Genomic DNA, 19,313 nt, shown 5'->3' on the forward strand with positions numbered 1-19,313 from the left:
ATCAAACGCCTCAAACGCAACATGACACTGACCATCAGTTCGCTCGCGCTGATGTCTGCTGTCATCACCAGCGTCGTGCTCTATCAGAGCTATGTGCAGATCGAACGCACGTCGATCTCGCATGCCCTCAACGTGGCGCGCATTGCCCAGCGCTCGATTTCACGCAACATGGAATTGCTGTCGCTGACACTGGACAGCATGGCCTGGCGTTATCGCCACACCCGGCAGGATGAGATGCCCGAGCAGCAACGACTGGACTTTCTGCTGGGCGAGAAGGCGGAAGCCACCTACATGACCGCCATGGGCATTGTCGACAGCGAGGGCGAATTGCTGGCCGGCTCATCCAGCCTGGCCGAGATCATGCCCGGCAACTACCTGCAACGCGATTTCTTCGCTACGCATCGCGACGGTGCCACGCCGGGGCTCTATGTCTCGCGACCACTGAGCATCCGCCTGGAGAAGAGGATGCAGGTGATCGTGCTCTCCAAGCGCTTGCTACGTGCCGATGGAGGATTCGACGGCATCGCCTTCATGGTGCTGTACCTGGATTACTTCCGGCATCTGTTCGAAAGCCTGTCGCTGGAGAAGAAGGCCGTCATGTCGCTCTATGCCATGGATGGCGTGGCCTACATGCGTGTGCCTTACGATGAGGCCTTTATCGGCTCGCGCCTGAACAACACGCCCAATTTCACACGTATCCTGGCCCTGCCCCCCTCAGCGCCGGACAGCGCGCAGGGCAGCTATTTCGCCCGATCCCGGCAAGACGACATCAAGCGCCTCTATGCCTACGTGCGCATTCCCGATACGCCATGGCTGGTGTTCGTCGGCCATACCCATGCCGAACTGTTCCACGAATGGGACCGCATGCTCTACGCGGCGCTTTTCCTCGCGGCCGCTTTCAGCACCGCCTGCCTCTATCTGGTCAGCCGGCTACGCGAGGAATTCTTCCGTCGCAGCACACTGGAACAGCAACTGGAAGAGCAGGCCCGCACCGACAAGCTGACCGGCCTGCTGAATCGCCGCGCACTGGACGAGGGCCTGCAGGAAGCCTGGCACAAGAGCCAGCGCAATGCGTCGGCACGTTTTGCGATCCTGTTCGCCGATGTCGATTTCTTCAAGCTGTACAACGATACCTATGGCCACAAGGCCGGTGACTATGCGCTGGTGGCGCTGGCGCGCTGCATCAGCGGCGCGGTGGCACGGCAGTGTGACAAGGCCGGCCGCTTTGGTGGGGAGGAATTCGTGATCCTGCTCGACGAAACCGATGCCGCCGGTGCCCTGCATGTGGCCGGCAACATCATGTCGGCGCTACAGGCGATGAAGATTCCGCACGAGCGTAGCCCCTTCGGCAGGCTCTCGGTGAGCATCGGTGCCGTTTGCCTGGACCACCAGGTCCATCACAGCATCGAAGAAATGGTCAAGGCGGCTGACGATGCGCTCTACCAGGCCAAGCGCATGGGCCGCAACCAGGTCCAGCTGGCCCTGCCTGCATCGTCCCCCGTGGGGAGCGCGACGCCCCTCAGTTCAGCGAACAGTTGAGCCACTTGGCGATGCGCACGCCATCCAGGCGGGAACCATCGGCGCTGCCGCTGCCCAGCATGGTGACGATCACCGGGCGGCGGTCATGCACCAGCAGACGCAACACCATGTTGTGACCGGATTCGTTGATGAAGCCGGTCTTCTGCACCGTGGCATTGACCTGGCCATAGCGGATCAGGCGATTGGAATTGATGTACTGCAGCTGGCCACGTCCGATATTGATGATCTTCTGCTTGTCCAGCGAATCGTTGCGGATCAGTTGGTAGCGATTGGCGGCCTTGACCAGCTCGGCCAGCTCGCGCGGGGTGGAGATATTGTCCGGCGACAGCCCGGTGGCGTTCTCGAAGCGCGTTTGCTTCATGCCCAACTCCTGGGCACGCGCATTCATGGCCGCGATGAAGCTGGGACGACCTCCCGGATAATCGCGACTCATGGCCGCAGCGGCGCGGTTCTCCGAGGACATCAGCGCGATGTGCAGCATGTCCGCGCGCGACAGGCTGGCGCCGACGTTCAGGCGTGAGTGGGTGAACTTGAGCGTATCCAGGTCGTCCTCGGTGACCTCCAGGCGGTTGGCCATGGGGAGCGGCTTCTGGTCCAGCCAGACGATGGCCGTCATCAGCTTGGTCACCGACGCGATCGGCGCTACCGTGTCGGCATTGCGTTCATAGAGAGGCGTATTGGTCTGCTCGTCGAGCACGTAGACACCGCGTGAAAAGAGGTGCTGCTGCGAGGCGGCGGTAAAACCGCAACGGGGCAGCAGTTCGGGCTTGGTATTGACCGGTGGGGTCGTCGCTGCGGCGGTAGTGGTCGCGACGGCGGCCGCGGTGGCCGCAGTGGCCGCAGCGCCGGCAGCCGTCACCCGCCCGCGGCGCCGCGACCGCGTTGCCGCCCGCGCGGTCGCCGGCGCAGCCTTCTTGCGCACCAGCCGCTTGCGGCCCTTGGCGCCACTGGCGGCCGGACGATGCTTGCCGGCGCTGGAACCGGCAGCCTGGGCCTCGCTCACCTTGCCCGAGATGACCGTCATCATCAGCAGCAGGACGCTGCACATCAACAGCCTGGCGAGCACGCCGGCGCGGCGCAGGATCAGTGGGAACAAGGGAAAAGCATCGTCGGAACGGGGCTGCTGCGTGCAAAACATCGTCGAAAACCTCAGTCGGAGCGTTCATACAAGACCGGCCATGATACGGAAACTTGGCCGATGATGCAGCAACGTTCATCTTTGTATCGACAAAGTGAAGCTTAGGAATATGTTCTAGTGACAAGAAGACAAGTCGCCGCATTGCCGCAAATTTGCTTCCCTGCCTGCAACCGGGCGGCGCATAATCTGTCCATTCCAGGCCGGACCCAGGCATTGCCACGCTCCGGTCGATTCCGTCAGCCTGATTCATCGAACTTTCATGTCCAATCTCATCGTACACGGTGGCCGCCCGCTACGCGGCGACATCATTCCCTCCGCCAACAAGAATGCCGTTCTCCCCATCCTCTGCGCCACCCTGCTGACTGACCAGCCACTGCGGCTGATCGGCATTCCCGAGATCACCGACGTCAAGAAGATCCTGGAGATCTTCCGCGTGCTCGGCAGCGAAGTGTCGGTGGACTATGCCAGCGGCATCCTGGAACTGCATCACCGCGACACCTGCTTCGACCCCAGGATCCATCATCTGCCGGAGGAGATGCGCTCTTCCATCATGCTGGTGCCGCCCCTGCTGGCGCGCTTCGGCGTGGCGCGACTGGAAAACGACGTCAAGGGCTGCACCCTGGGCGTGCGGGAAATCGACCCCCACGTCGAGGTGTTCCAGCGCTTCGGTGCCACCGTGGAGAGCAGCCCTGATTCGCTCATCATCCGTACCGGCGGACGCATGCAGGCCAACCATCACTGGCTGGATTACGCCTCGGTGACCACCACGGAGAACTTCGTGCTGTGCGCGGCCTCGGCCGGCGGCGAGTCGGTACTGACCAATGCAGCCTCCGAGCCGCACGTGCAGGAATTCTGCCGGTTCATGGCGATGATGGGCGTACAGATCGATGGTATCGGCACCTCCCGCGTCACGGTGCGCGGCGGCGAGAAACTGGGGGGCGGTGAATTCCGCTTCGATGAGGATTTCCACGAGATCGCCACCTTCCTGGCCATGGGCGCCATCACCGGTGGTCAGGTCCGGGTGCGCAACAGCGCGCCGGAGCAGTTCCCGCTGATCGATCGCACCTTCGCCAAGTTCGGCGTGGAAGTGGTGCATGAAAACGGCTGGTCGCATACCCGCCAGAACGGCCCACTGAAAGTCGTCAAGCCTTTCACCAGCAACATCCTCACCAAGGTGGAGGCCGCGCCCTGGCCCTACCTGCCGGTGGACCTGCTGCCGATCTTCATCGCGCTGGGGGTCAAGGCCGATGGCAATACCATGTTCTGGAACAAGATCTATGACGGCGCCATGGGCTGGAGCAGCGAACTGTCCAAGTTCGGCGCCCACGTCTTCCTGGGCGACCCGCATCGGCTGATCACCTTCGGCGGCCTGCCGCTGTCCCCGGCCTCGGTGGAAAGCCCCTACATCATCCGCGTGGCCATTGCCTTGTTCATGGTGGCCGCCAGCATCGAAGGGCGTTCGGAAATCCGCAATGCCTTGCCGATCAAGCGCGCCCACCCCAAGTTCGTGGAAAACCTGCGCTCGCTGGGCGCGGTGGTGGATTGGGTCGAGGAAGACTGAAGCCGCAATGGCGTGCCCGGTGAATGCGGCGTCATTGGCATCAATGACGAAGGCCCTAGCACGCCAGGCTCATGGGTTATCAGCTGTCGATAAATGCCCCCCGAATGGGCAGCAATAAAGATTAAACAATATAAATAATATATACTTTTAACGAGCAAACACCGCTCAGCAGATCCGCGCAATCTCATCCATGCATTCCAGACTGAGCATTGCGTACCATGTCCTCAGTACCCTCAGAAGGAGAATCCATGCTTCCCGCAACGGACGTCATCCTCCGCCTGGCCGCAGCCGCCGTTCTCGGCAGCCTGATCGGCATCGAACGCGAACGCCTTTCCTGGGCAGCCGGCCTGCGTACCCACATGCTGGTCTGTGTCGGCTCTTCGCTCATCATGCTGGTGTCGGCCTATGGTTTTTCCGGGATCCTGCAGTCCGACAAGGTAGTCCTTGATCCCTCGCGCATGGCGGCGCAGGTGGTATCGGGCATCGGCTTCCTGGGTGCCGGGTCGATCCTGCTGCGCGGGGAAATCATCCGTGGCCTGACCACCGCCGCCAGCCTCTGGACGGTGGCCGCCATCGGCCTGGCCGTCGGTGGCGGGATGTATGTCGCAGCAGTGGCCGGGACCTCCATCGTGCTGCTGATCCTGGCCGGGATGAAACCCCTGGAGCGGCGCTATTTCGCCGACAAGCACAAGCGCGGCATTACCTTCCTGGTCCAGGCCGATACTTTCAATATCGGCCATCTGCACCAACTGATGGGAGCATCAGCTGCGCGGGTGAGCAAGTTCGTGGTCAGACGCGAAGCCGACGGCGGCGTTTTCGACGAAGTGTCCATCGTGCTCTCGCACACTTCGGAGAAGGAATTCCATCGCATCGTGCAAGGCTTTCTCAAGCTCGACGGCATCAAGTCCTTCGATTACACGGACCTCTGAAGCGAAGTCCTGGAAAGTCCCCCTTCCAATGAAGGAGCAAGGGCAGCCATATGGCCGCCCTTGCTGTCTCTACTGCGCCCTCAGAACAACAGGATCAGCAGCAGGATGATGGGGATGGGGATACCCAGTAGCCAGAGCAGAATTGCGCCCATGTCAGTCTCCTCTCAAGATTGGGGTTCAGGTCGATATCGTCAGGTTTCAGTGCAGTTCGGGTTCGCCCAGGCGGCCGTCGCGACGGACCACCGCCTCAGCGTAGAGCTCGTTGCGGTCGCGCAGGCGGCCACCATAGGTCGCCAGCAGGCTGGCCACGAAAGCACCGCACAGCAGGGCCAGGAACATCCACATCGAGGCGTAGGCAGCGGCCTTGCGGGCCGCATCGGCGGCTTCCTTGGCCTTGGTGCCGGCGTCAGCGATTGCGCCCTGGTAGGCCGCGAAGGTATCGGTGACACGCTTTTCACCATCGGCCTGGGATACGCCGGTATGGCGCGCCACCAGTTGGCCCAGGTAACGGCGGTCGTTATCGGCCAGCTTGCCACTCGCCAGCGAATAGCCGAACACACGCACCACTTCCATGCGCTGGGTCTGCGTCAGATCGCGACCATCAGCGGCCGTAGGAGCAGCCAGAGGCGCCACCGGCGCAGCAACGGCACCGTCGGTTGCGGCCGGCACTGCGGGCTGGTTGGCAGACGATGCAGCACCTGCATTACCTGCATTAGCGGCGTTACCACTACGGAACATCGAATCGATGAAGTAACCGGAGAAGCGATCGGCCATATCGCCAGCGCCGCCCGCCGGACGCGCGCCGTCCTGGCCCACTGCCATGGTGGCCGCTGCTGCACCGGTACCGAGCACACCGCCGGCAGCACCCAGTGTCTTGGCGCCACCGGAGATGACGCTGCCCACGGCCGAGCCCAGCAGCGCAGCTGTCGCCAGTGAAGCCACGGCCCAGGCCAGCAGCCCGTGAGCGGTATCGCGGAAATAGACTTCACGGGTATGCAGCCCGGCCCATTTCACACGCAGGCGCCCGGCCAGGAAACCGCCGATGGCCGATGCCGCGATCTGGGTGAACAGCAGCCAGCCGGCCGTGGAATAGCCGATGGTCTTGGCCGACAGGCCCTCGCCGGACCAGGGTGACACCGAGGAAAAGCCCAGGCCGAAGCCCAGCATTACCAGGATGAACGACAGCGCGGCCGCCGCAAAGGCGCCCGCCAGGATGGCGCCCCACGAGACGCCTGAGCCGTTGTTGTTGACGGCCTCGACGCTGGCCGCAGGAAGGGAGTGGATGGTTGAGGTGGTCATGAGTCTCCTCGCGTTTCTTGATGGATTGATCCCTGCGGGAACGCAGGGCCGGGGGCATTGCCACGGAGAGACTGTAGGGCTGCGCTAGCGCAGGCGCCATCGGCGGAGTTCGGCAGCTATCGTAGGAGAGTTGGAAAAACGCATGCAGGCATGCGCGAAGGGTGATGACAGCATCTGCAGCGCATTGCCTGCCACTCTTGGGTAGAATGGCCGCCTCCCTCCTGTAGAGACCATCATGGCCATCACCACTTTCCTGTTCGATCTCGACGGCACGCTCATGGACAGCGACGCCCTGCATCACGCCGCGTTCAACACCATCCTGGCGCGCTGGGACCGGCATATCGATGTCGATTACTACAAGACCCACATCATGGGCGCCTCCAACGCCATGATCTTCGACCACCTGTTCCCCGGCATGCCGGCCGAGCAATACATCCCGCTGGCCGAAGAAAAGGAAAGCCTGTTCCGCTCGCAGCTGGACCAGCACGTCGCGCCGACCGCGGGCATCGAGCGTCTGCTGGAGCACATCGCCCGTATCGGCGGCCGTAGCGCAGTGGTCACCAATGCCCCCCGTGCCAATGCCGAAGTGATGTTGAAGGCCACCGGTCTGGCCGGGCGCTTCGATGCACTGGTCATCGGCGACGAACTGGAACGCGCCAAACCCGATCCCCTGCCCTACCTGACCGGGCTGCAGTTACTCGGTGGCACGGCAAGCCAGGCGGTCGCTTTCGAGGATTCCAGCTCGGGGGTAAAGGCGGCCAGCAGCGCCGGCATCTGGACCTTCGGCATGCTCGGCGGTCTGGACGAGAGCCGGCTGCGCGCGGCCGGGGCCCATGCGGTGATCCGTGACTTCAACGGCGCCAACCTGTGGGACAAGATCGCGCCACAGCCTTGAACCCGGTATCGCCCTATCCGAAGGGATAATGTCGGCCTGTGCGGCGGGGTGCTAAGGTGCGCGGGATCATCCCTAGCCCCCTGCCCCCGTGAACAAATCCCGGCTTGAAGCCTTCAGCGATGGCGTCTTCGCCATCGTCCTCACCATCATGGTCCTGGAACTGCATGCGCCCGCTTCAGCCGAGCCGAGCGCCTTGCTGGCACTGGCACCGGCACTGCTGAGCTACGCGCTCAGCTTTTTGTACGTCGGCATCTACTGGACCAACCACCACCACCTGTTCCAGCTCGCCGATCGCGTCAATCTGCGCGTACTCTGGGCCAACCTGCATCTGCTGTTCTGGCTCTCGCTGCTGCCCTTCGCCACTGCCTGGATCGCCGGCCATCACCGCGACATGGCGCCGGTGGCAGCCTATGGGCTGATCCTGCTGATGTGCTCGATTTCCTTCCTGGTGCTCAAGCTCACCCTGCGCACCTCCGAGCGCGATCATCCGCAAGCCGCACGCATCCTCGGGCAGGGCCGCAAGAACAATACCTCCATCCTGCTCTACGCCCTGGCGATCCTGCTATCGCAGTGGGCGCCACTGATGGCCTCAACGATCTACGCGGTACTGGCCATCGTCTGGCTGCTGCCCACGCGGGTCGCCGCGCCTGCCACCCGAGGCTGAAACCAGCCCGGGCGGGCAAGAACCCGCTCAGTTGGCAGGCTGCTGGGTGAACTCCCAGCCGATCAGCGCCACCAGGATCAGCACCGGCACGATCAGGCCGGCAAAGCCGATGGCATGATAGGCAAACGCCGCGGCAATCGCGCCCGCGCCGAAGGACAGCACCGGCCAGACGAACTTGATGCAGCGCTCGGTAGTGCCGGCGTCGGAGGCGCCGCGCAACATGTCCACCATGTCGATCACGACCTGGGTGACGTTGCCGGTCATCAGGGAGGTCGGCGCCAGGTGCGCCAGCAACAGTCGGCTGATGGCGCTATGCACGCCCATCGAGGCCGTACCCAGCAGGCCCGATGCCATCACCCAGCCTGCCGTGGGCGATTGCACGGGCGCGGCGGCCATGCCACACACCATGAACCCGATCAGCAGCACCAGCTGCAGTACCAGCGACCAGCCCAGTGCGCGGCCGTTGCGGCGCTGGATGGCGGCGATCAGCAGGCGTCCTGCCGCCACCCCGATGATGAAGGCCGGGAAAGCCAGGAACTTCAGCAGGATGGACATCTGCGAGGTGTCCGCCAGGGCCGAACCGATCAGGATGAAGTTGCCCGTGACGTGGGCCGTGAAGAGGCCGAACAAGGCGATGAAGCCCAGGGTGTCGACATAGGCGGCGAGAAAGGCCAGTCCGGAGGACTGCAGGCGGTTACGTTGTGCGGCATTCATGGAGCGTCTCGCTGAGGGTCGGGAAAGTGTTGAAGAGGCTACACACCATAGCATCGCCCGCCGCCGGCGCCCATTATCTCTGGGGATAGCAAAGGCCCCCGAAAGCCTTGCAAAAAAAGATCACATCCATCGGCAAAAAAATGTACCAAAGGCATTTTTTACAAAAAACAGCACATTTGTACAATCCAAATCCGGCCCGAATGCAGATGATAGGCATGACTGCACAGCATGGCCGGCGACGCATCTGATCGCCTATCGATTCGCCCTGCCTGTCGCACGGATTTTCGCAACCAGGCAAGATGGACAGAACCATGGAAAGTACCGTATTTGTCGTCGACGACGACGAGATGGTCAGAACTGCGCTACTACGACTGCTGGCCTCGGCCAGTATCAATGCCCGCGGCTTCGCCTCGGCCGAAGCGTTCCTGCAGGAAACCCTTCCCCGCACCCTCTGCTGCCTGCTGTTGGACATGAAGATGCCGGGCTCCGACGGCTTCGAGGTGATGCGCCGGCTGGAACAACGCGGCGACGCCATTCCCATCATCTTCATTTCCGGCTACGGCACCATCCCCACCACGGTGCTGGCGATGAAGGCCGGCGCCCATGAGTTCCTGACCAAGCCGATCGAGGATGAACGGCTGCTCAGCGCAGTCGAGGACGCGCTGGCCATCGCCGGTCGGCAGCTGCACACGCGCACCGAAAACGCCGCCAGCACCTCGCGCCTGGAAACCCTGACCCCGCGTGAACGCGAGGTACTGGAACTGGCCATCGGCGGCCTGCTCAACAAGCAGATCGCCACCGAACTGGGCATCAGCGAAATCACCGTCAAGGTCCATAAGCGGCGCGTGATGGACAAGATGCAGACCAAGACCCTGGCCGACCTGGTGCGCACTGCCGAACGGCTACACATCCATTCGGCGCGGCATCGCTGACGCGGGCCGGCCGAGCGGACGCGGCGGCTCTCCTCCCGGGCGCTGCATCCTAACGCTGCATGCGCACCCAGGCTGCCGGCGCCATCCCCTTGAGTTGCTTGAATACCCGGCTGAAATGGCTCTGGTCGAAGAACCCGCATTCGAGGGCGATGGCGGTCATGCCACGGTCACTCTCACGCAGCAGACGGCAGGCCAGCGTCACACGCTGGCGCTGCAGCCAGGCGTGCGGCGGCATGCCGAAGCTGTGCTTGAAGGCGCGCGCGAAATGGGCGCGCGACACGCCGCAGTGGGCGGCAATCTCGGCCAGAGTCAGACGCTGGGCCAGATGCGCCAGCATGTATTCACGGGCGCGCACCTGTTGCCAGCCCGCCAGCCGCCCGCTGGTACGCGTCACGGGCTGGCCGCCGTAGCGCTGCGACAGATGGGTGTGCAGGGCCAGCGTGACGGTATCGATGAAGACCGTGTCGCTGTCATTGGCGGCCCCGCCCAGCGCCGGCAGCATGGCGTGAATCAGATGCCAGACCACGGGATCACGGATGGCTTGCACCTGATCCAGACCGCTGATACGACGCCCACCCTCCTCGCTCAATTGCTCGATGGTCGTGCGCGGCAGGTGCAGCCGCACATTGTCATAGTCCGACAGGTGCTGACAGCGCCACTGCTCGCGCAGGTCGGTGATGGCAATATCGCCGCGATGATGGGTGCCGCTATGCACCAGTTGCTGGCCACGCCAAAGCTTGTGATGCGGGAAGTCCCGCAACTGCACGATGACAGAGAAAGCCTCGTCACTGGGAATATCGATGACCGGAGGCGGCGGCGCCGGAGACAACCCGGACGGTTCCTGCACCGCACGCACCAGCGCGATATCGTCCCGTATCCGGAGGTGTTTCATGAAGCGGGACGGGGATGCTTGCATCGTGAAAATCAGCTTGGGGAATAAAAAAGGAGAAGCGGGAAACCCGGACTGGCACCCGATCTTAACAAAAATCCAAAAACAAGAATGGGCAGGCCCCGTCGGTCCTGCCCATTTCCACATCGGCCCGGCTCGCTTCAGACCGAGGTGCGGCCCGATTCGAACAGGAACCAGGCGCGCTGCTCGGCCTCGTCGATCCAGTTCTCCAGCAGGCTGGCACTGGCCACGTCGCCATGCTCATCGCACAGTTCGTGGGTCGCCATCATGAAGCCGACCAGGCGCAGGTTGTCCTCGCGCAGTTCGGCCAGCATGTCGGACGGGGTGACGAAGTCGGCATCATTGTCGGCCAGCCGCTGCAGCTTGCCGATATGCCCGGTCGAACGCAAGGTGGTGCCGCCGATCTTGCGCACCCGCTCGGCCACCGCATCGGTGATGGCGATGATCTGCTGGGACTGGTCGTCCAGCAACAGGTGGTAGTCGCGGAAGTGCGGCCCGGACATGTGCCAGTGGAAATTCTTCGTCTTCAGGTACAAGGCGAAGATATCGGCCAGCAGCATGGTCAATGCGCCGCCGATTTCCTGGCTGGCCTGCCCGGAGAGCAGGCCAGGCGTGGCCAGCGGCGCCAGGCGGCGCTTTTCCAGTTGCTGGCGTTGGGTAGCATCGAGACTCATGATGCTTACGCCTTCAGGAAGGCCAGCAGGTCTTCGTTGATCTGGTCCTTGTGGGTAGCGCACAGGGCGTGCGGGGCGCCACTGTAGACCTTCAGCTGCGCGCCCGGCACCATTTCGGCCACCAGCTTGCCGGTGGTGGCGAAGGGCACGACCTGATCGTCGTCACCGTGGATCACCAGGGTGGGGAAGTTGAACTTCTTGATGTCTTCACGGAAGTCGGTGCCGGAGAAGGCGGTCACGCAATCCAGCGTTCCCTTGAGCGAGGCCAGCATGGCGATGTTGAAGGTCTGCCCCAGCACCCCGGGGCTGACGGCGTCACCCTTGCCGGGACGATTGGTACCGAAGAAGACAGACGCGAAATCGCTGATGAATTGTGCACGGTCCTTCAGCAGACCGGCCTGGATGCCGGCGAACACCTCAGCCGGCACGCCCTGGGGGAAGTCGGGTGCCTGACCAAAGATCGGGGTCACCGCGCCCAGCAGCGCTGCCTTGGCCACGCGCTTGCTGCCGTGGCGACCGACATAGCGGGCAACATCACCGCCGCCCATGGAGAAGCCCACCAGGGTGGCGCCTTGCAGGTCCAGCTTGTCCATCAGCTCGGCCAGGTCGTCGGCAAAGGTGTCGTAGTTGTAACCGTTCCAGGGCTGGCTGGAACGACCGAAGCCACGGCGATCATAGGCGATCACGCGGAAACCGCGCTCGGCCAGGAAATTCATCTGGTATTCCCACATGTCGGCGTCCAGCGGCCAGCCATGGCCGAAGACGACCGGTTGGCCACTGCCCCAGTCCTTGTAATAGATTTCGGTGCCGTCGCGGGTGGTGATGGTGCTCATGGATGTACTCCTTGGTGAAGTGTTGGGTCGAAAAAAACGCTGGGGGTGCGACGGCAAGGCATATGCCGCCGCTGACTGTCCGGCTGTTGTTGAACCAGCTTCTTGTCGTCCGTACGATGAAAAACTGTTGCCTATGACTGTGCGCTACCGCGCCCCAGGCGCCACTGGCCCGGGCCGCACAGCGCGATGGAGGTGAAGATCACCAGCAGCAACCAGCCGAACTGACCCTCGGCAATGCTCCAGCCGGGATGCACCGCCAGCATCGCCACCAGCAGCACGCCGATGATGGGCAGGCAGGCCAGGCGGGTGAAGAGGCCCAGCGCGATCAGGATGGGGCAAAGCGCCTCGGCAAAGATGGCCGCCCATAGCGAGACGGTCGGCCCCATGCCGAAGGGGTCTTCGATCACGGTCAGTTCATGGGCGTAATGCAACAGCTTGGGCAGGCCATGTACGTAGAACAACATGAAGCTGCCCGCCAGGCGCAGGAACAGCAGCCCCAGGTCCAGGGGTGGGACCGGCAGACCCTGCCGGCGGGGGAGTTGGCGCGCCTGCATGATCAGAACGCGAAGCAGCTGCAACCCAACGCGCCCCAGAAGCCGGCGAAGTTGGAGACCGGGACGCTGGACTTGCGCGCCACATCGTGGGAGTGACCATGCACGCCGCAGGAACCGACGCAGGCGTGCGGCAGGGTCGCCTTCTTCTGGCGGGCAGCATCGTTCTTTGCCACGGCACGATAGTGTCCCGGCACCTTGGCCACCGGCGACCATTCGGGCAGCACGGGGATCTCGCCCGGCCCATGCGAGGAAAACGCACCGGTCCCATAGACCACCTTGCCATCGACCACGGTCATCACCGATTCGATGCTCTTGATGTCATCTTCATGAACGCTGAAGAAGTCGGCCGACAGCACCGCCAGGTCGGCCAGTTGACCGGCCTGGATGCGGCCCTTCTTGGCCTGTTCGCTGGAGAACCAGGCACTGCCTGCGGTCCACAGTTCCAGTGCGGTCTCGCGTGGCAGGCGGCCGGCGGCCCCATACAGCTTGGCACCACCGACCGTGCGGCCGGACACCAGCCAGTACAGCGCAGTCCACGGGTTGTAGCTGGCCACGCGGGTGGCATCGGTACCGGCGCCGACCGGCACGCCCATTTCCAGCATCTTGGCGATCGGCGGGGTGTGCTCGGCCGCCTCCACGCCGTAGCGGTCGATGAAGTATTCGCCCTGGAAGGCCATGCGGTGCTGGATGGCAATGCCACCGCCCAGCGCCTTGACGCGCTCGATGTTGCGCTCGGTAATGGTCTCGGCGTGGTCGAACATCCAGTGCAGGCCATCGAAGGGAATGTCGCGGTTGACCTTCTCGAACACGTCCAGCATGCGCGAAATCGACTCGTCATAGGTGGCGTGCAGGCGGAACGGCCAGCGGTTGGACACCAGGTGGCGCACCACCCGTTCCAGTTCTTCTTCCATGCCATCGGCCAGGTCGGGACGCGGCTCCAGGAAGTCCTCGAAGTCGGCGGCCGAGAACACCAGCATTTCACCGGCGCCGTTATGGCGCAGGAAATCATCGCCATCGCCCGGCTTGACCATGCCGGTCCATTTCTGGAAGTCGCTCAGCTCGGCCCCCTTGCTCTGGGTAAAGAGGTTGTAGGCGATGCGGATGGTCAACTGTCCATCGGCGGCCAGCTTGTTGATGATCTGGTAATCATCGGGGTAGTTCTGGAAGCCGCCGCCAGCGTCGATGGCGCTGGTCACGCCCAGACGGTTCAGTTCGCGCATGAACTGGCGGGTGGAATTGACCTGGTATTCCTGCGGCAGGGTCGGTCCCTTGGCCAGGGTGGCGTACAGGATCATGGCATTGGGACGGGCGATGAGCATGCCGGTCGGATTGCCCGAGGCATCGCGCACGATCTCGCCCCCCGGCGGGTTGGGGGTGTCCTTGGTATAGCCGACCGCCTGCAGCGCAGCGCGGTTGAGCAGGGCGCGGTCATACAGGTGCAGCACGAAGACCGGGGTATCGGGTGCAGCGGCATTCAGTTCTTCCAGCGTGGGCATGCGCTTCTCGGCGAACTGGAATTCAGTCCAGCCGCCGACCACACGCACCCATTGCGGGTGCGGGGTGCGGGCCGCCTGGTCCTTGAGCATGCGCAGGGCATCGGCCAGCGAGGGCACGCCTTCCCAGCGCAGTTCCAGGTTGTAGTTCAGGCCACCGCGGATCAGGTGCAGGTGGGAGTCGTTCAGGCCGGGGATAACGGTGCGACCGCCCAGGTCGATCACCTTGGTCTGGGCCTGCTTCAGACGCATGACGTCGGCGGCGCTGCCGACGTCGAGGAATTTGCCGCCACCGATGGCAACGGCCTCGGCAATGGGGTTCTGCTTGTCAACGGTGTGGATCTTGCCGTTCAGCAGGATCAGATCGGGGGTAACGCTGGTTGCGGTCGTCATGGAGGCTCCGGACATAGACAGGGACGATGGAGAATGAGGGTGGCGGATCGCACATGTCGATGCCGGCGCGGAGGTCATCAAAAATTCACGTGCCAGTCATCCCATGTGCTTTTATTGGTGTTGGCAGTGTGCAAAAACGCCGTGCCAGCGTCTAGCTATACGAACAGATAATGGCAGTGCCCTGCCCTCTTGCCTATGATCGCCTCCGGCAGCATCACTCCCGTCTGCCTGGGTGGCCCTCGCCGCATCTCCCCGCCCTGGGGCCGCCCCACTCCTCCATACACTACCCACCTACGGAACCATCATGACCACCAACTCCAAACTTGAAGTGCTGACCCCGCAGAACTGCCAGCTCATCATCATCGACCACCAGCCGCAAATGGCTTTCGGCGTGCAATCGATCGACCGCCAGGTCCTCAAGAACAATGTCGTCGCCCTGGCCAAGTCGGCCAAGGTGTTCAACATCCCCACCATCTTCACCACCGTGGAAACCCAGGGCTTCTCCGGCTACACCTATCCGGAACTGCTGTCGGTGTTCCCGGAGCACGACGTCCTGGAACGCACCTCCATGAACTCCTGGGATGACCAGAAGGTGCGCGACGCCCTCAAGGCCAACGGCAAGAAGAAGGTGGTCGTGGCCGGTCTGTGGACCGAGGTCTGCAACAACAGCTTCGCCCTGTGCGCCATGGCCGAAGGCGACTATGAAATCTACATGGTGGCCGATGCCTCCGGCGGCACCTCCAAGGAAGCCCACGACTACGCCATGCAGCGCATGATCCAGGCCGGCGTGATCCCGGTCACCTGGCAGCAGGTGATGCTGGAATGGCAGCGTGACTGGGCCCGCAAGGAAAGCTACAACGCCGTCATGGACATCGTGCGCGAGCACTCCGGTGCCTACGGCATGGGCGTGGACTACGCCTACACCATGGTGCACAAGGCCGAACAGCGTCCGCACGGCAACCAGAAGACCCTGGCACCGGTTCCCGCCAAGTAATACCGTCTACCCTCGCCGTCTGTGTTCTGGCCCCTCCACGGGCGGGAACATAGGAGGCGTTGCGACATCTTCACGAGGAGCCGGGCCATGTCCGCTTATCTGATTTCACTGGGCGCCGGCATGCTGATCGGCGTCTTCTATGCCTTGTTCAAGGTGCGTTCACCGGCGCCGCCGGGCATCGCCCTGATCGGCCTGCTCGGCATGGTGCTGGGCGAACGTCTGATCACTGGGGTCGGCCACCTGTTTGGCGGCTGATCCGGGAGTCCCCATGAAACCCTATCTGATTTCCCTGTTGATGGGCATCCTGGCTGGCCTGATCTATGCCGCCCTACGGGTGCAGTCACCTGCCCCGCCCATCATCGCCCTGCTGGGCCTGCTGGGTATGTTGATCGGCGAGCAACTGGTGCCGATCGTACGCCGCAAGCTGGCCGGTGAACCGCTGACGGCATCGTGGTTCCACCGTGAGTGCATTCCCAAGATCACGGGTACCCCGCCGCCAGAGCAGAAATGAACGCGACCCCGCCGGCCCATGGGCCGGCAGGGCAGCAAGGCGTTACCGGTTTGAATTTTTACCTTTAGCTGGCCGCAGAGCCAACGCCCGCAAGGGCGGATCACACACCGCCGCATCACCTGCCACGCTGCTTCTGCAGCACTTTCTTCCAGCGCGCCGCCGGCCTGGCCGCGCGCAGCTGCGCCGGCCCGCGCCAACGGCCGGCGCGGGCAACTCCGGCGCCGCGATGATTTCCGCGCGGCGACCGACCATGGCTGAAGACGATGAGCGAAGGGGAGAACACGTCGCCGTCACCGCACCGCCCGGTAGCAGTGATTGATGACGACGTAGGGGTACGCGCTGCCTTGTGCAACCTGCTGGATTCGGCCGGGCACCGCAGCTGTAGCTTCGATGCTGCCGAGGATTTCCTGGACAGCACCTGCCTGGCCCAGGCGTGCTGCGCCATTGTCGACCTCGGGTTGAAACGGATGAGCGGCTTCGAACTGGCCGAGCAGTTGGCCAGCCTGCGGCCAGACCTGCCGGTGCTGTTCATCTCGGCCCAGGTCAGCCCACCGCACCGCATGCGCGCCACTTCACTGGGTATCCCGCTGCTGGCCAAGCCAGTCGACGCCGATACGTTGCTGGTACTGCTGAGCGCCACCCTGCTCTATGGCCGCCGCTGACGGGCTGGCGAACGCCGCGAGCGAGCTGATGCCCCGCGTCACGCTTGGACGCAAGACGACGCAAGACGACGCGATACGGCACAATACGGCACTTCCCCGTCTTGACCATCTTGTCCATTCTCCAGGAGCACACATGCCGTCCGCCCCATCGTCTGCCGAGGACAACGATGCCCTGCTGCAGGCCCTGCGCAACCTCAGCGCAATAGTCGACCCGGATCGGCTCAAGGCCGCGATCACCCACACACTCTGCCTGCTGGCCGGCGCCCGGCGCTGCCTGCTGGTGCGCCAGCAGGGCGGAGTGCCGGTGATCGAAGCCGAGACCCGCCGGGCGGACGACCCCGGCGAAGACGCCCTGCGCGACCGCGTCGCCACGGCCGTGGAACTGGCCGGTGCTGCGCTGTCGCTCTCCTTGCTGCATCAGGGCGTGCAACAGGGTTGGCTGTATCTCTACTACGAGACGACACCGGCGCAACATCAGGCCCACCTCGCCGGCCAGCTCGCCGCCCACGCGGCAGTGGCGCTGGCCAATGCCAACGCGCACGCGCAGCTGCTGCAGGAAAACGAGCAACTGCTTTGCATCGAACAGGAACTGCGTACCAGCCGCGAGCTGCTCAAGCAGGGCGAGCGCTTCAACCATACCGGCAGCATGCGCTACCTGGTGCGGGAAGACCTGATGTTCTGCTCCGACGAACTGTGCCGCATCTACGGCCTGGAACCGGGCCGCAACTGCATCACCTATGACGAGTTTGCCGCCATCATGCATCCCGATGATCGGCAGGAAGTGATCGATACCGTCAATGCCGCCGTCGCCATGGGCGGCACCATCCGCGTGGAGCACCGCATCTGCCGCCAGGACACCGGCGAGGTGCGCTACCTGTCGGGCATCGGCAAACCGGTGTGGCTGGAAGGAACCTTCATCGAATATGTGGGGACTGCCACCGACATCACCGTGCGACGCCAGGCCGAATATGCGATCCGCGCCGCCCAGATCGACATGGAGCGGGTCTCCCGCGCCAATACCGTCGGCCAGCTGACGGCCTCCATCGCCCACGAAATCAACCAGCCGCTGATGTCCATCGTCTCCAATGCCGGCGCCAGCCTGCGCTGGCTGAACCGGGCCGCGCCCGAGCTGGAGCACGCCCGCGCCGGGCTGCGCGACATCATTTCCGAGGGGCAGCGCGCGGCCGGCATCATCAGCGGCCTGCGGGACCTGACGCGCAATGCCGAGCCGTCCTTCACACGGGTCAACTTGCCTGCGCTGATCCGGCATATCCTGATGATTTCGCGCAGTGAATTGGAGCGGCGCGAGGTATCGCTGAGCCTGGCGCTCAATCCGGCGGACGTCTACGTGCTGGGCGACCAGGTGCAACTGCAACAGGTCTTGCTGAACCTGGTGGTCAATGCCCTCGATGCCATGGACGCGTTGCCCGAGAAGATGCCGAAGAAGGTACGCACCCTGAGCATCAGCGCCAGTTGCTGCGACGAGCAGCGAGTCGAGGTCAGGGTGCAGGATAGCGGTGAGGGGATCGCGCCCGAGGCGATGTCGCGCATCTTCGATGCCTTCTACACCACCAAGGAAAACGGCATGGGCATGGGCCTGGCGATCTGCCGCTCCATCATCGAGAGCCATCGGGGACGCCTGCGCGTGGCCGCAGCCCCCTCCGGCGGCAGCATCTTCAGCTTCGACCTGCCGCGCGTGCCTTGAGGGCCTGCGCCCCCTGCTCAGCGCTGGCTACGCCGCCAGGCGCCGGGGGTGGTGCCGGCCACCTGCGCGAACACGCGGCTGAAATGACTCTGGTCATAGAATTCGCAGGCCACCGCAATCTCGGCCAGGGAGAGCGGGGTGTGACGCAGGTAGTGGCGCGCCGTCTCGACGCGCTGGACCATCAGCCACTGGTGCGGCGTATGCCCGGTGCTGGCCTTGAAGGCCCGCAGGAAATAGCTGGCTGACATATTGCACTCGCGCGCAATGTCCGGAATGGAAATCTTGTCCTTGCTCTTCTGCAACAGCATCTGCTTGGCCCGCTCTTCATGCAGGCGCGACAGGCGCGCGGTGCGCGAGGCCGGCGTGGAGGCGCCGCCATAACGCTGCAGCAGATGGGTGCCGATGGCCACGCCAAGCTGGTCGGCGAACAGCAGGCTGTCGGATCCTGGCAGGGCCAGGGCCGGGGCCAGCGCACATGCCAGGTGGGCCAGCACGGCGTCGGACTGGCCGGTCACGGTGGCCAGTCCATTGACCCGCCGGCCGCGCAACTCCTCGCTGGCCGCATGGAACCAGGCCAGCGGCAATTCCACCAACAGGAAATCGAAGGGTCCCAGCAGGTCGGCACGATAGTCTTCGGAAAAATCCCGGGTATAGACTGCGCCGGTCTCGAACGCGAACTGGGCTGCCTGGCGCCCCCGAAAAATGCTGCGACGGTGCTGCGGTGTCATCGAGATGCCCACCAGGAAGCCGCGATCCGAGGCCGGTGTGTACACCTGGGACAACTCCCGGCCCGCGACCCGCTTGCGATAGAAACTGAAGTCGCTGCCCTGCAGTTCCTGGCTCTGCCGCAGGCTACTTTCGGAACAGCCGAGCGAGTCACTACGGGCGGCGGCGGGGGTGGCGGGGACCAAAG

Annotated in this window: 20 protein-coding genes; 11 read left to right on the forward strand and 9 right to left on the reverse strand. The window is 63.7% G+C overall.

The genetic code is table 11. The features are described from left to right. Positions 1–21: 21 nt before the first annotated feature. Positions 22–1,539 carry a GGDEF domain-containing protein gene (locus I5R65_RS11760; RefSeq protein ID WP_180669906.1) on the forward strand — a complete coding sequence of 506 codons (1,518 nt, stop codon included), beginning with the start codon at positions 22–24 and terminating at the stop codon, positions 1,537–1,539. On the opposite strand, the gene I5R65_RS11765 is transcribed toward I5R65_RS11760, so the two are convergent. Continuing rightward, entirely contained in the window at positions 1,520–2,635 is a 1,116-nt protein-coding gene (locus I5R65_RS11765) for a serine hydrolase (protein WP_231395156.1), read from the reverse strand. The genes I5R65_RS11760 and I5R65_RS11765 overlap by 20 nt on opposite strands. A 301-nt stretch (positions 2,636–2,936) precedes the next feature. On the opposite strand from I5R65_RS11765, the gene I5R65_RS11770 reads away from it, so the two are divergent. Further along, a complete protein-coding gene (locus I5R65_RS11770) occupies positions 2,937–4,238 on the forward strand; it encodes a UDP-N-acetylglucosamine 1-carboxyvinyltransferase (protein WP_180669910.1) in 1,302 nt (433 codons plus the stop codon). Between the two features lie 248 nt (positions 4,239–4,486). Next, positions 4,487–5,167, forward strand: coding sequence for an MgtC/SapB family protein (locus I5R65_RS11775; protein ID WP_180669913.1), 681 nt, complete (start codon positions 4,487–4,489; stop codon positions 5,165–5,167). A gap of 198 nt (positions 5,168–5,365) precedes the next feature. Here the strand turns inward: I5R65_RS11775 and I5R65_RS11780 are convergent, their stop codons facing one another. After that, positions 5,366–6,466 carry a hypothetical protein gene (locus tag I5R65_RS11780; RefSeq protein WP_180669915.1) on the reverse strand — a complete coding sequence of 367 codons (1,101 nt, stop codon included), beginning with the start codon at positions 6,464–6,466 and terminating at the stop codon, positions 5,366–5,368. 235 nt (positions 6,467–6,701) lie between these two features. On the opposite strand from I5R65_RS11780, the gene I5R65_RS11785 reads away from it, so the two are divergent. Together I5R65_RS11785 and I5R65_RS11790 are read left to right on the forward strand one after the other, a co-directional pair. Then, entirely contained in the window at positions 6,702–7,361 is a 660-nt protein-coding gene (locus tag I5R65_RS11785) for an HAD family phosphatase (RefSeq protein ID WP_180669917.1), read from the forward strand. 88 nt (positions 7,362–7,449) lie between these two features. Next, the gene (locus I5R65_RS11790; RefSeq protein WP_180669919.1) at positions 7,450–8,025 is read left to right on the forward strand and encodes a TMEM175 family protein; all 576 of its coding nucleotides are present in this window, start codon (positions 7,450–7,452) and stop codon (positions 8,023–8,025) included. Between the two features lie 27 nt (positions 8,026–8,052). Here the strand turns inward: I5R65_RS11790 and I5R65_RS11795 are convergent, their stop codons facing one another. Then, on the reverse strand, positions 8,053–8,739 hold the full coding sequence (locus I5R65_RS11795; RefSeq protein WP_180669921.1) for a YoaK family protein: 687 nt from the start codon (positions 8,737–8,739) through the stop codon (positions 8,053–8,055). Positions 8,740–9,050: 311 nt separating this feature from the next. Here I5R65_RS11795 and I5R65_RS11800 point away from each other — a divergent pair, with 311 nt between their 5' ends. Then, the gene (locus I5R65_RS11800) at positions 9,051–9,671 is read left to right on the forward strand and encodes a response regulator transcription factor (RefSeq protein WP_180669923.1); all 621 of its coding nucleotides are present in this window, start codon (positions 9,051–9,053) and stop codon (positions 9,669–9,671) included. A 49-nt stretch (positions 9,672–9,720) separates the two neighbouring features. Here the strand turns inward: I5R65_RS11800 and I5R65_RS11805 are convergent, their stop codons facing one another. From I5R65_RS11805 to I5R65_RS11825, 5 genes are all read right to left on the reverse strand, one after another. Further along, positions 9,721–10,563 (reverse strand): AraC family transcriptional regulator, encoded by an 843-nt coding sequence (locus I5R65_RS11805; protein WP_180669924.1) that lies wholly within the window; start codon positions 10,561–10,563, stop codon positions 9,721–9,723. Between the two features lie 158 nt (positions 10,564–10,721). Next, a complete protein-coding gene (locus I5R65_RS11810; RefSeq protein WP_180669926.1) occupies positions 10,722–11,255 on the reverse strand; it encodes a Dps family protein in 534 nt (177 codons plus the stop codon). Between the two features lie 5 nt (positions 11,256–11,260). Continuing rightward, positions 11,261–12,088: an alpha/beta fold hydrolase gene (locus I5R65_RS11815; RefSeq protein ID WP_180669927.1), complete on the reverse strand. Its 828-nt coding sequence runs from the start codon at positions 12,086–12,088 to the stop codon at positions 11,261–11,263. Positions 12,089–12,219: 131 nt separating this feature from the next. Continuing rightward, positions 12,220–12,642, reverse strand: coding sequence for a DoxX family protein (locus tag I5R65_RS11820; protein WP_180669929.1), 423 nt, complete (start codon positions 12,640–12,642; stop codon positions 12,220–12,222). A gap of 2 nt (positions 12,643–12,644) precedes the next feature. After that, on the reverse strand, positions 12,645–14,528 hold the full coding sequence (locus tag I5R65_RS11825) for an amidohydrolase (RefSeq protein WP_180669931.1): 1,884 nt from the start codon (positions 14,526–14,528) through the stop codon (positions 12,645–12,647). Positions 14,529–14,832: 304 nt separating this feature from the next. Here I5R65_RS11825 and I5R65_RS11830 point away from each other — a divergent pair, with 304 nt between their 5' ends. The 5 genes from I5R65_RS11830 to I5R65_RS11850 all read left to right on the forward strand — a co-directional run bounded on the left by I5R65_RS11830 (position 14,833) and on the right by I5R65_RS11850 (position 18,400). Next, the gene (locus I5R65_RS11830; protein ID WP_180669933.1) at positions 14,833–15,522 is read left to right on the forward strand and encodes a hydrolase; all 690 of its coding nucleotides are present in this window, start codon (positions 14,833–14,835) and stop codon (positions 15,520–15,522) included. Positions 15,523–15,609: 87 nt separating this feature from the next. Then, positions 15,610–15,777 (forward strand): DUF1427 family protein, encoded by a 168-nt coding sequence (locus I5R65_RS11835; protein ID WP_180669935.1) that lies wholly within the window; start codon positions 15,610–15,612, stop codon positions 15,775–15,777. Between the two features lie 13 nt (positions 15,778–15,790). Further along, entirely contained in the window at positions 15,791–16,033 is a 243-nt protein-coding gene (locus tag I5R65_RS11840; RefSeq protein ID WP_180669937.1) for a DUF1427 family protein, read from the forward strand. Positions 16,034–16,296: 263 nt separating this feature from the next. Beyond that, entirely contained in the window at positions 16,297–16,695 is a 399-nt protein-coding gene (locus tag I5R65_RS11845) for a response regulator transcription factor (RefSeq protein ID WP_180669939.1), read from the forward strand. Between the two features lie 133 nt (positions 16,696–16,828). After that, the gene (locus tag I5R65_RS11850; protein WP_180669941.1) at positions 16,829–18,400 is read left to right on the forward strand and encodes a sensor histidine kinase; all 1,572 of its coding nucleotides are present in this window, start codon (positions 16,829–16,831) and stop codon (positions 18,398–18,400) included. 17 nt (positions 18,401–18,417) lie between these two features. Here I5R65_RS11850 and I5R65_RS11855 read toward each other — a convergent pair whose 3' ends face one another. Next, positions 18,418–19,311: a helix-turn-helix domain-containing protein gene (locus I5R65_RS11855; protein WP_196872180.1), complete on the reverse strand. Its 894-nt coding sequence runs from the start codon at positions 19,309–19,311 to the stop codon at positions 18,418–18,420. Positions 19,312–19,313: the final 2 nt, after the last annotated feature.

The sequence above is a fragment of the Herbaspirillum sp. AP02 genome, assembly GCF_015767275.1.
In the GTDB taxonomy this organism is placed as follows: Bacteria; Pseudomonadota; Gammaproteobacteria; order Burkholderiales; family Burkholderiaceae_D; genus Herbaspirillum.

Coding starts and splice junctions, on each gene's coding strand:
- I5R65_RS11760 (WP_180669906.1), top strand. CDS start 22: ATGACACTGACCATCAGTTCGCTCGCGCTGATGTCTGCTGTCATCACC.
- I5R65_RS11770 (WP_180669910.1), top strand. CDS start 2,937: ATGTCCAATCTCATCGTACACGGTGGCCGCCCGCTACGCGGCGACATC.
- I5R65_RS11775 (WP_180669913.1), top strand. CDS start 4,487: ATGCTTCCCGCAACGGACGTCATCCTCCGCCTGGCCGCAGCCGCCGTT.
- I5R65_RS11780 (WP_180669915.1), bottom strand. CDS start 6,466: ATGACCACCTCAACCATCCACTCCCTTCCTGCGGCCAGCGTCGAGGCC.
- I5R65_RS11785 (WP_180669917.1), top strand. CDS start 6,702: ATGGCCATCACCACTTTCCTGTTCGATCTCGACGGCACGCTCATGGAC.
- I5R65_RS11795 (WP_180669921.1), bottom strand. CDS start 8,739: ATGAATGCCGCACAACGTAACCGCCTGCAGTCCTCCGGACTGGCCTTT.
- I5R65_RS11800 (WP_180669923.1), top strand. CDS start 9,051: ATGGAAAGTACCGTATTTGTCGTCGACGACGACGAGATGGTCAGAACT.
- I5R65_RS11805 (WP_180669924.1), bottom strand. CDS start 10,563: ATGAAACACCTCCGGATACGGGACGATATCGCGCTGGTGCGTGCGGTG.
- I5R65_RS11810 (WP_180669926.1), bottom strand. CDS start 11,255: ATGAGTCTCGATGCTACCCAACGCCAGCAACTGGAAAAGCGCCGCCTG.
- I5R65_RS11815 (WP_180669927.1), bottom strand. CDS start 12,088: ATGAGCACCATCACCACCCGCGACGGCACCGAAATCTATTACAAGGAC.
- I5R65_RS11820 (WP_180669929.1), bottom strand. CDS start 12,642: ATGCAGGCGCGCCAACTCCCCCGCCGGCAGGGTCTGCCGGTCCCACCC.
- I5R65_RS11825 (WP_180669931.1), bottom strand. CDS start 14,528: ATGACGACCGCAACCAGCGTTACCCCCGATCTGATCCTGCTGAACGGC.
- I5R65_RS11830 (WP_180669933.1), top strand. CDS start 14,833: ATGACCACCAACTCCAAACTTGAAGTGCTGACCCCGCAGAACTGCCAG.
- I5R65_RS11835 (WP_180669935.1), top strand. CDS start 15,610: ATGTCCGCTTATCTGATTTCACTGGGCGCCGGCATGCTGATCGGCGTC.
- I5R65_RS11840 (WP_180669937.1), top strand. CDS start 15,791: ATGAAACCCTATCTGATTTCCCTGTTGATGGGCATCCTGGCTGGCCTG.
- I5R65_RS11845 (WP_180669939.1), top strand. CDS start 16,297: ATGAGCGAAGGGGAGAACACGTCGCCGTCACCGCACCGCCCGGTAGCA.
- I5R65_RS11850 (WP_180669941.1), top strand. CDS start 16,829: ATGCCGTCCGCCCCATCGTCTGCCGAGGACAACGATGCCCTGCTGCAG.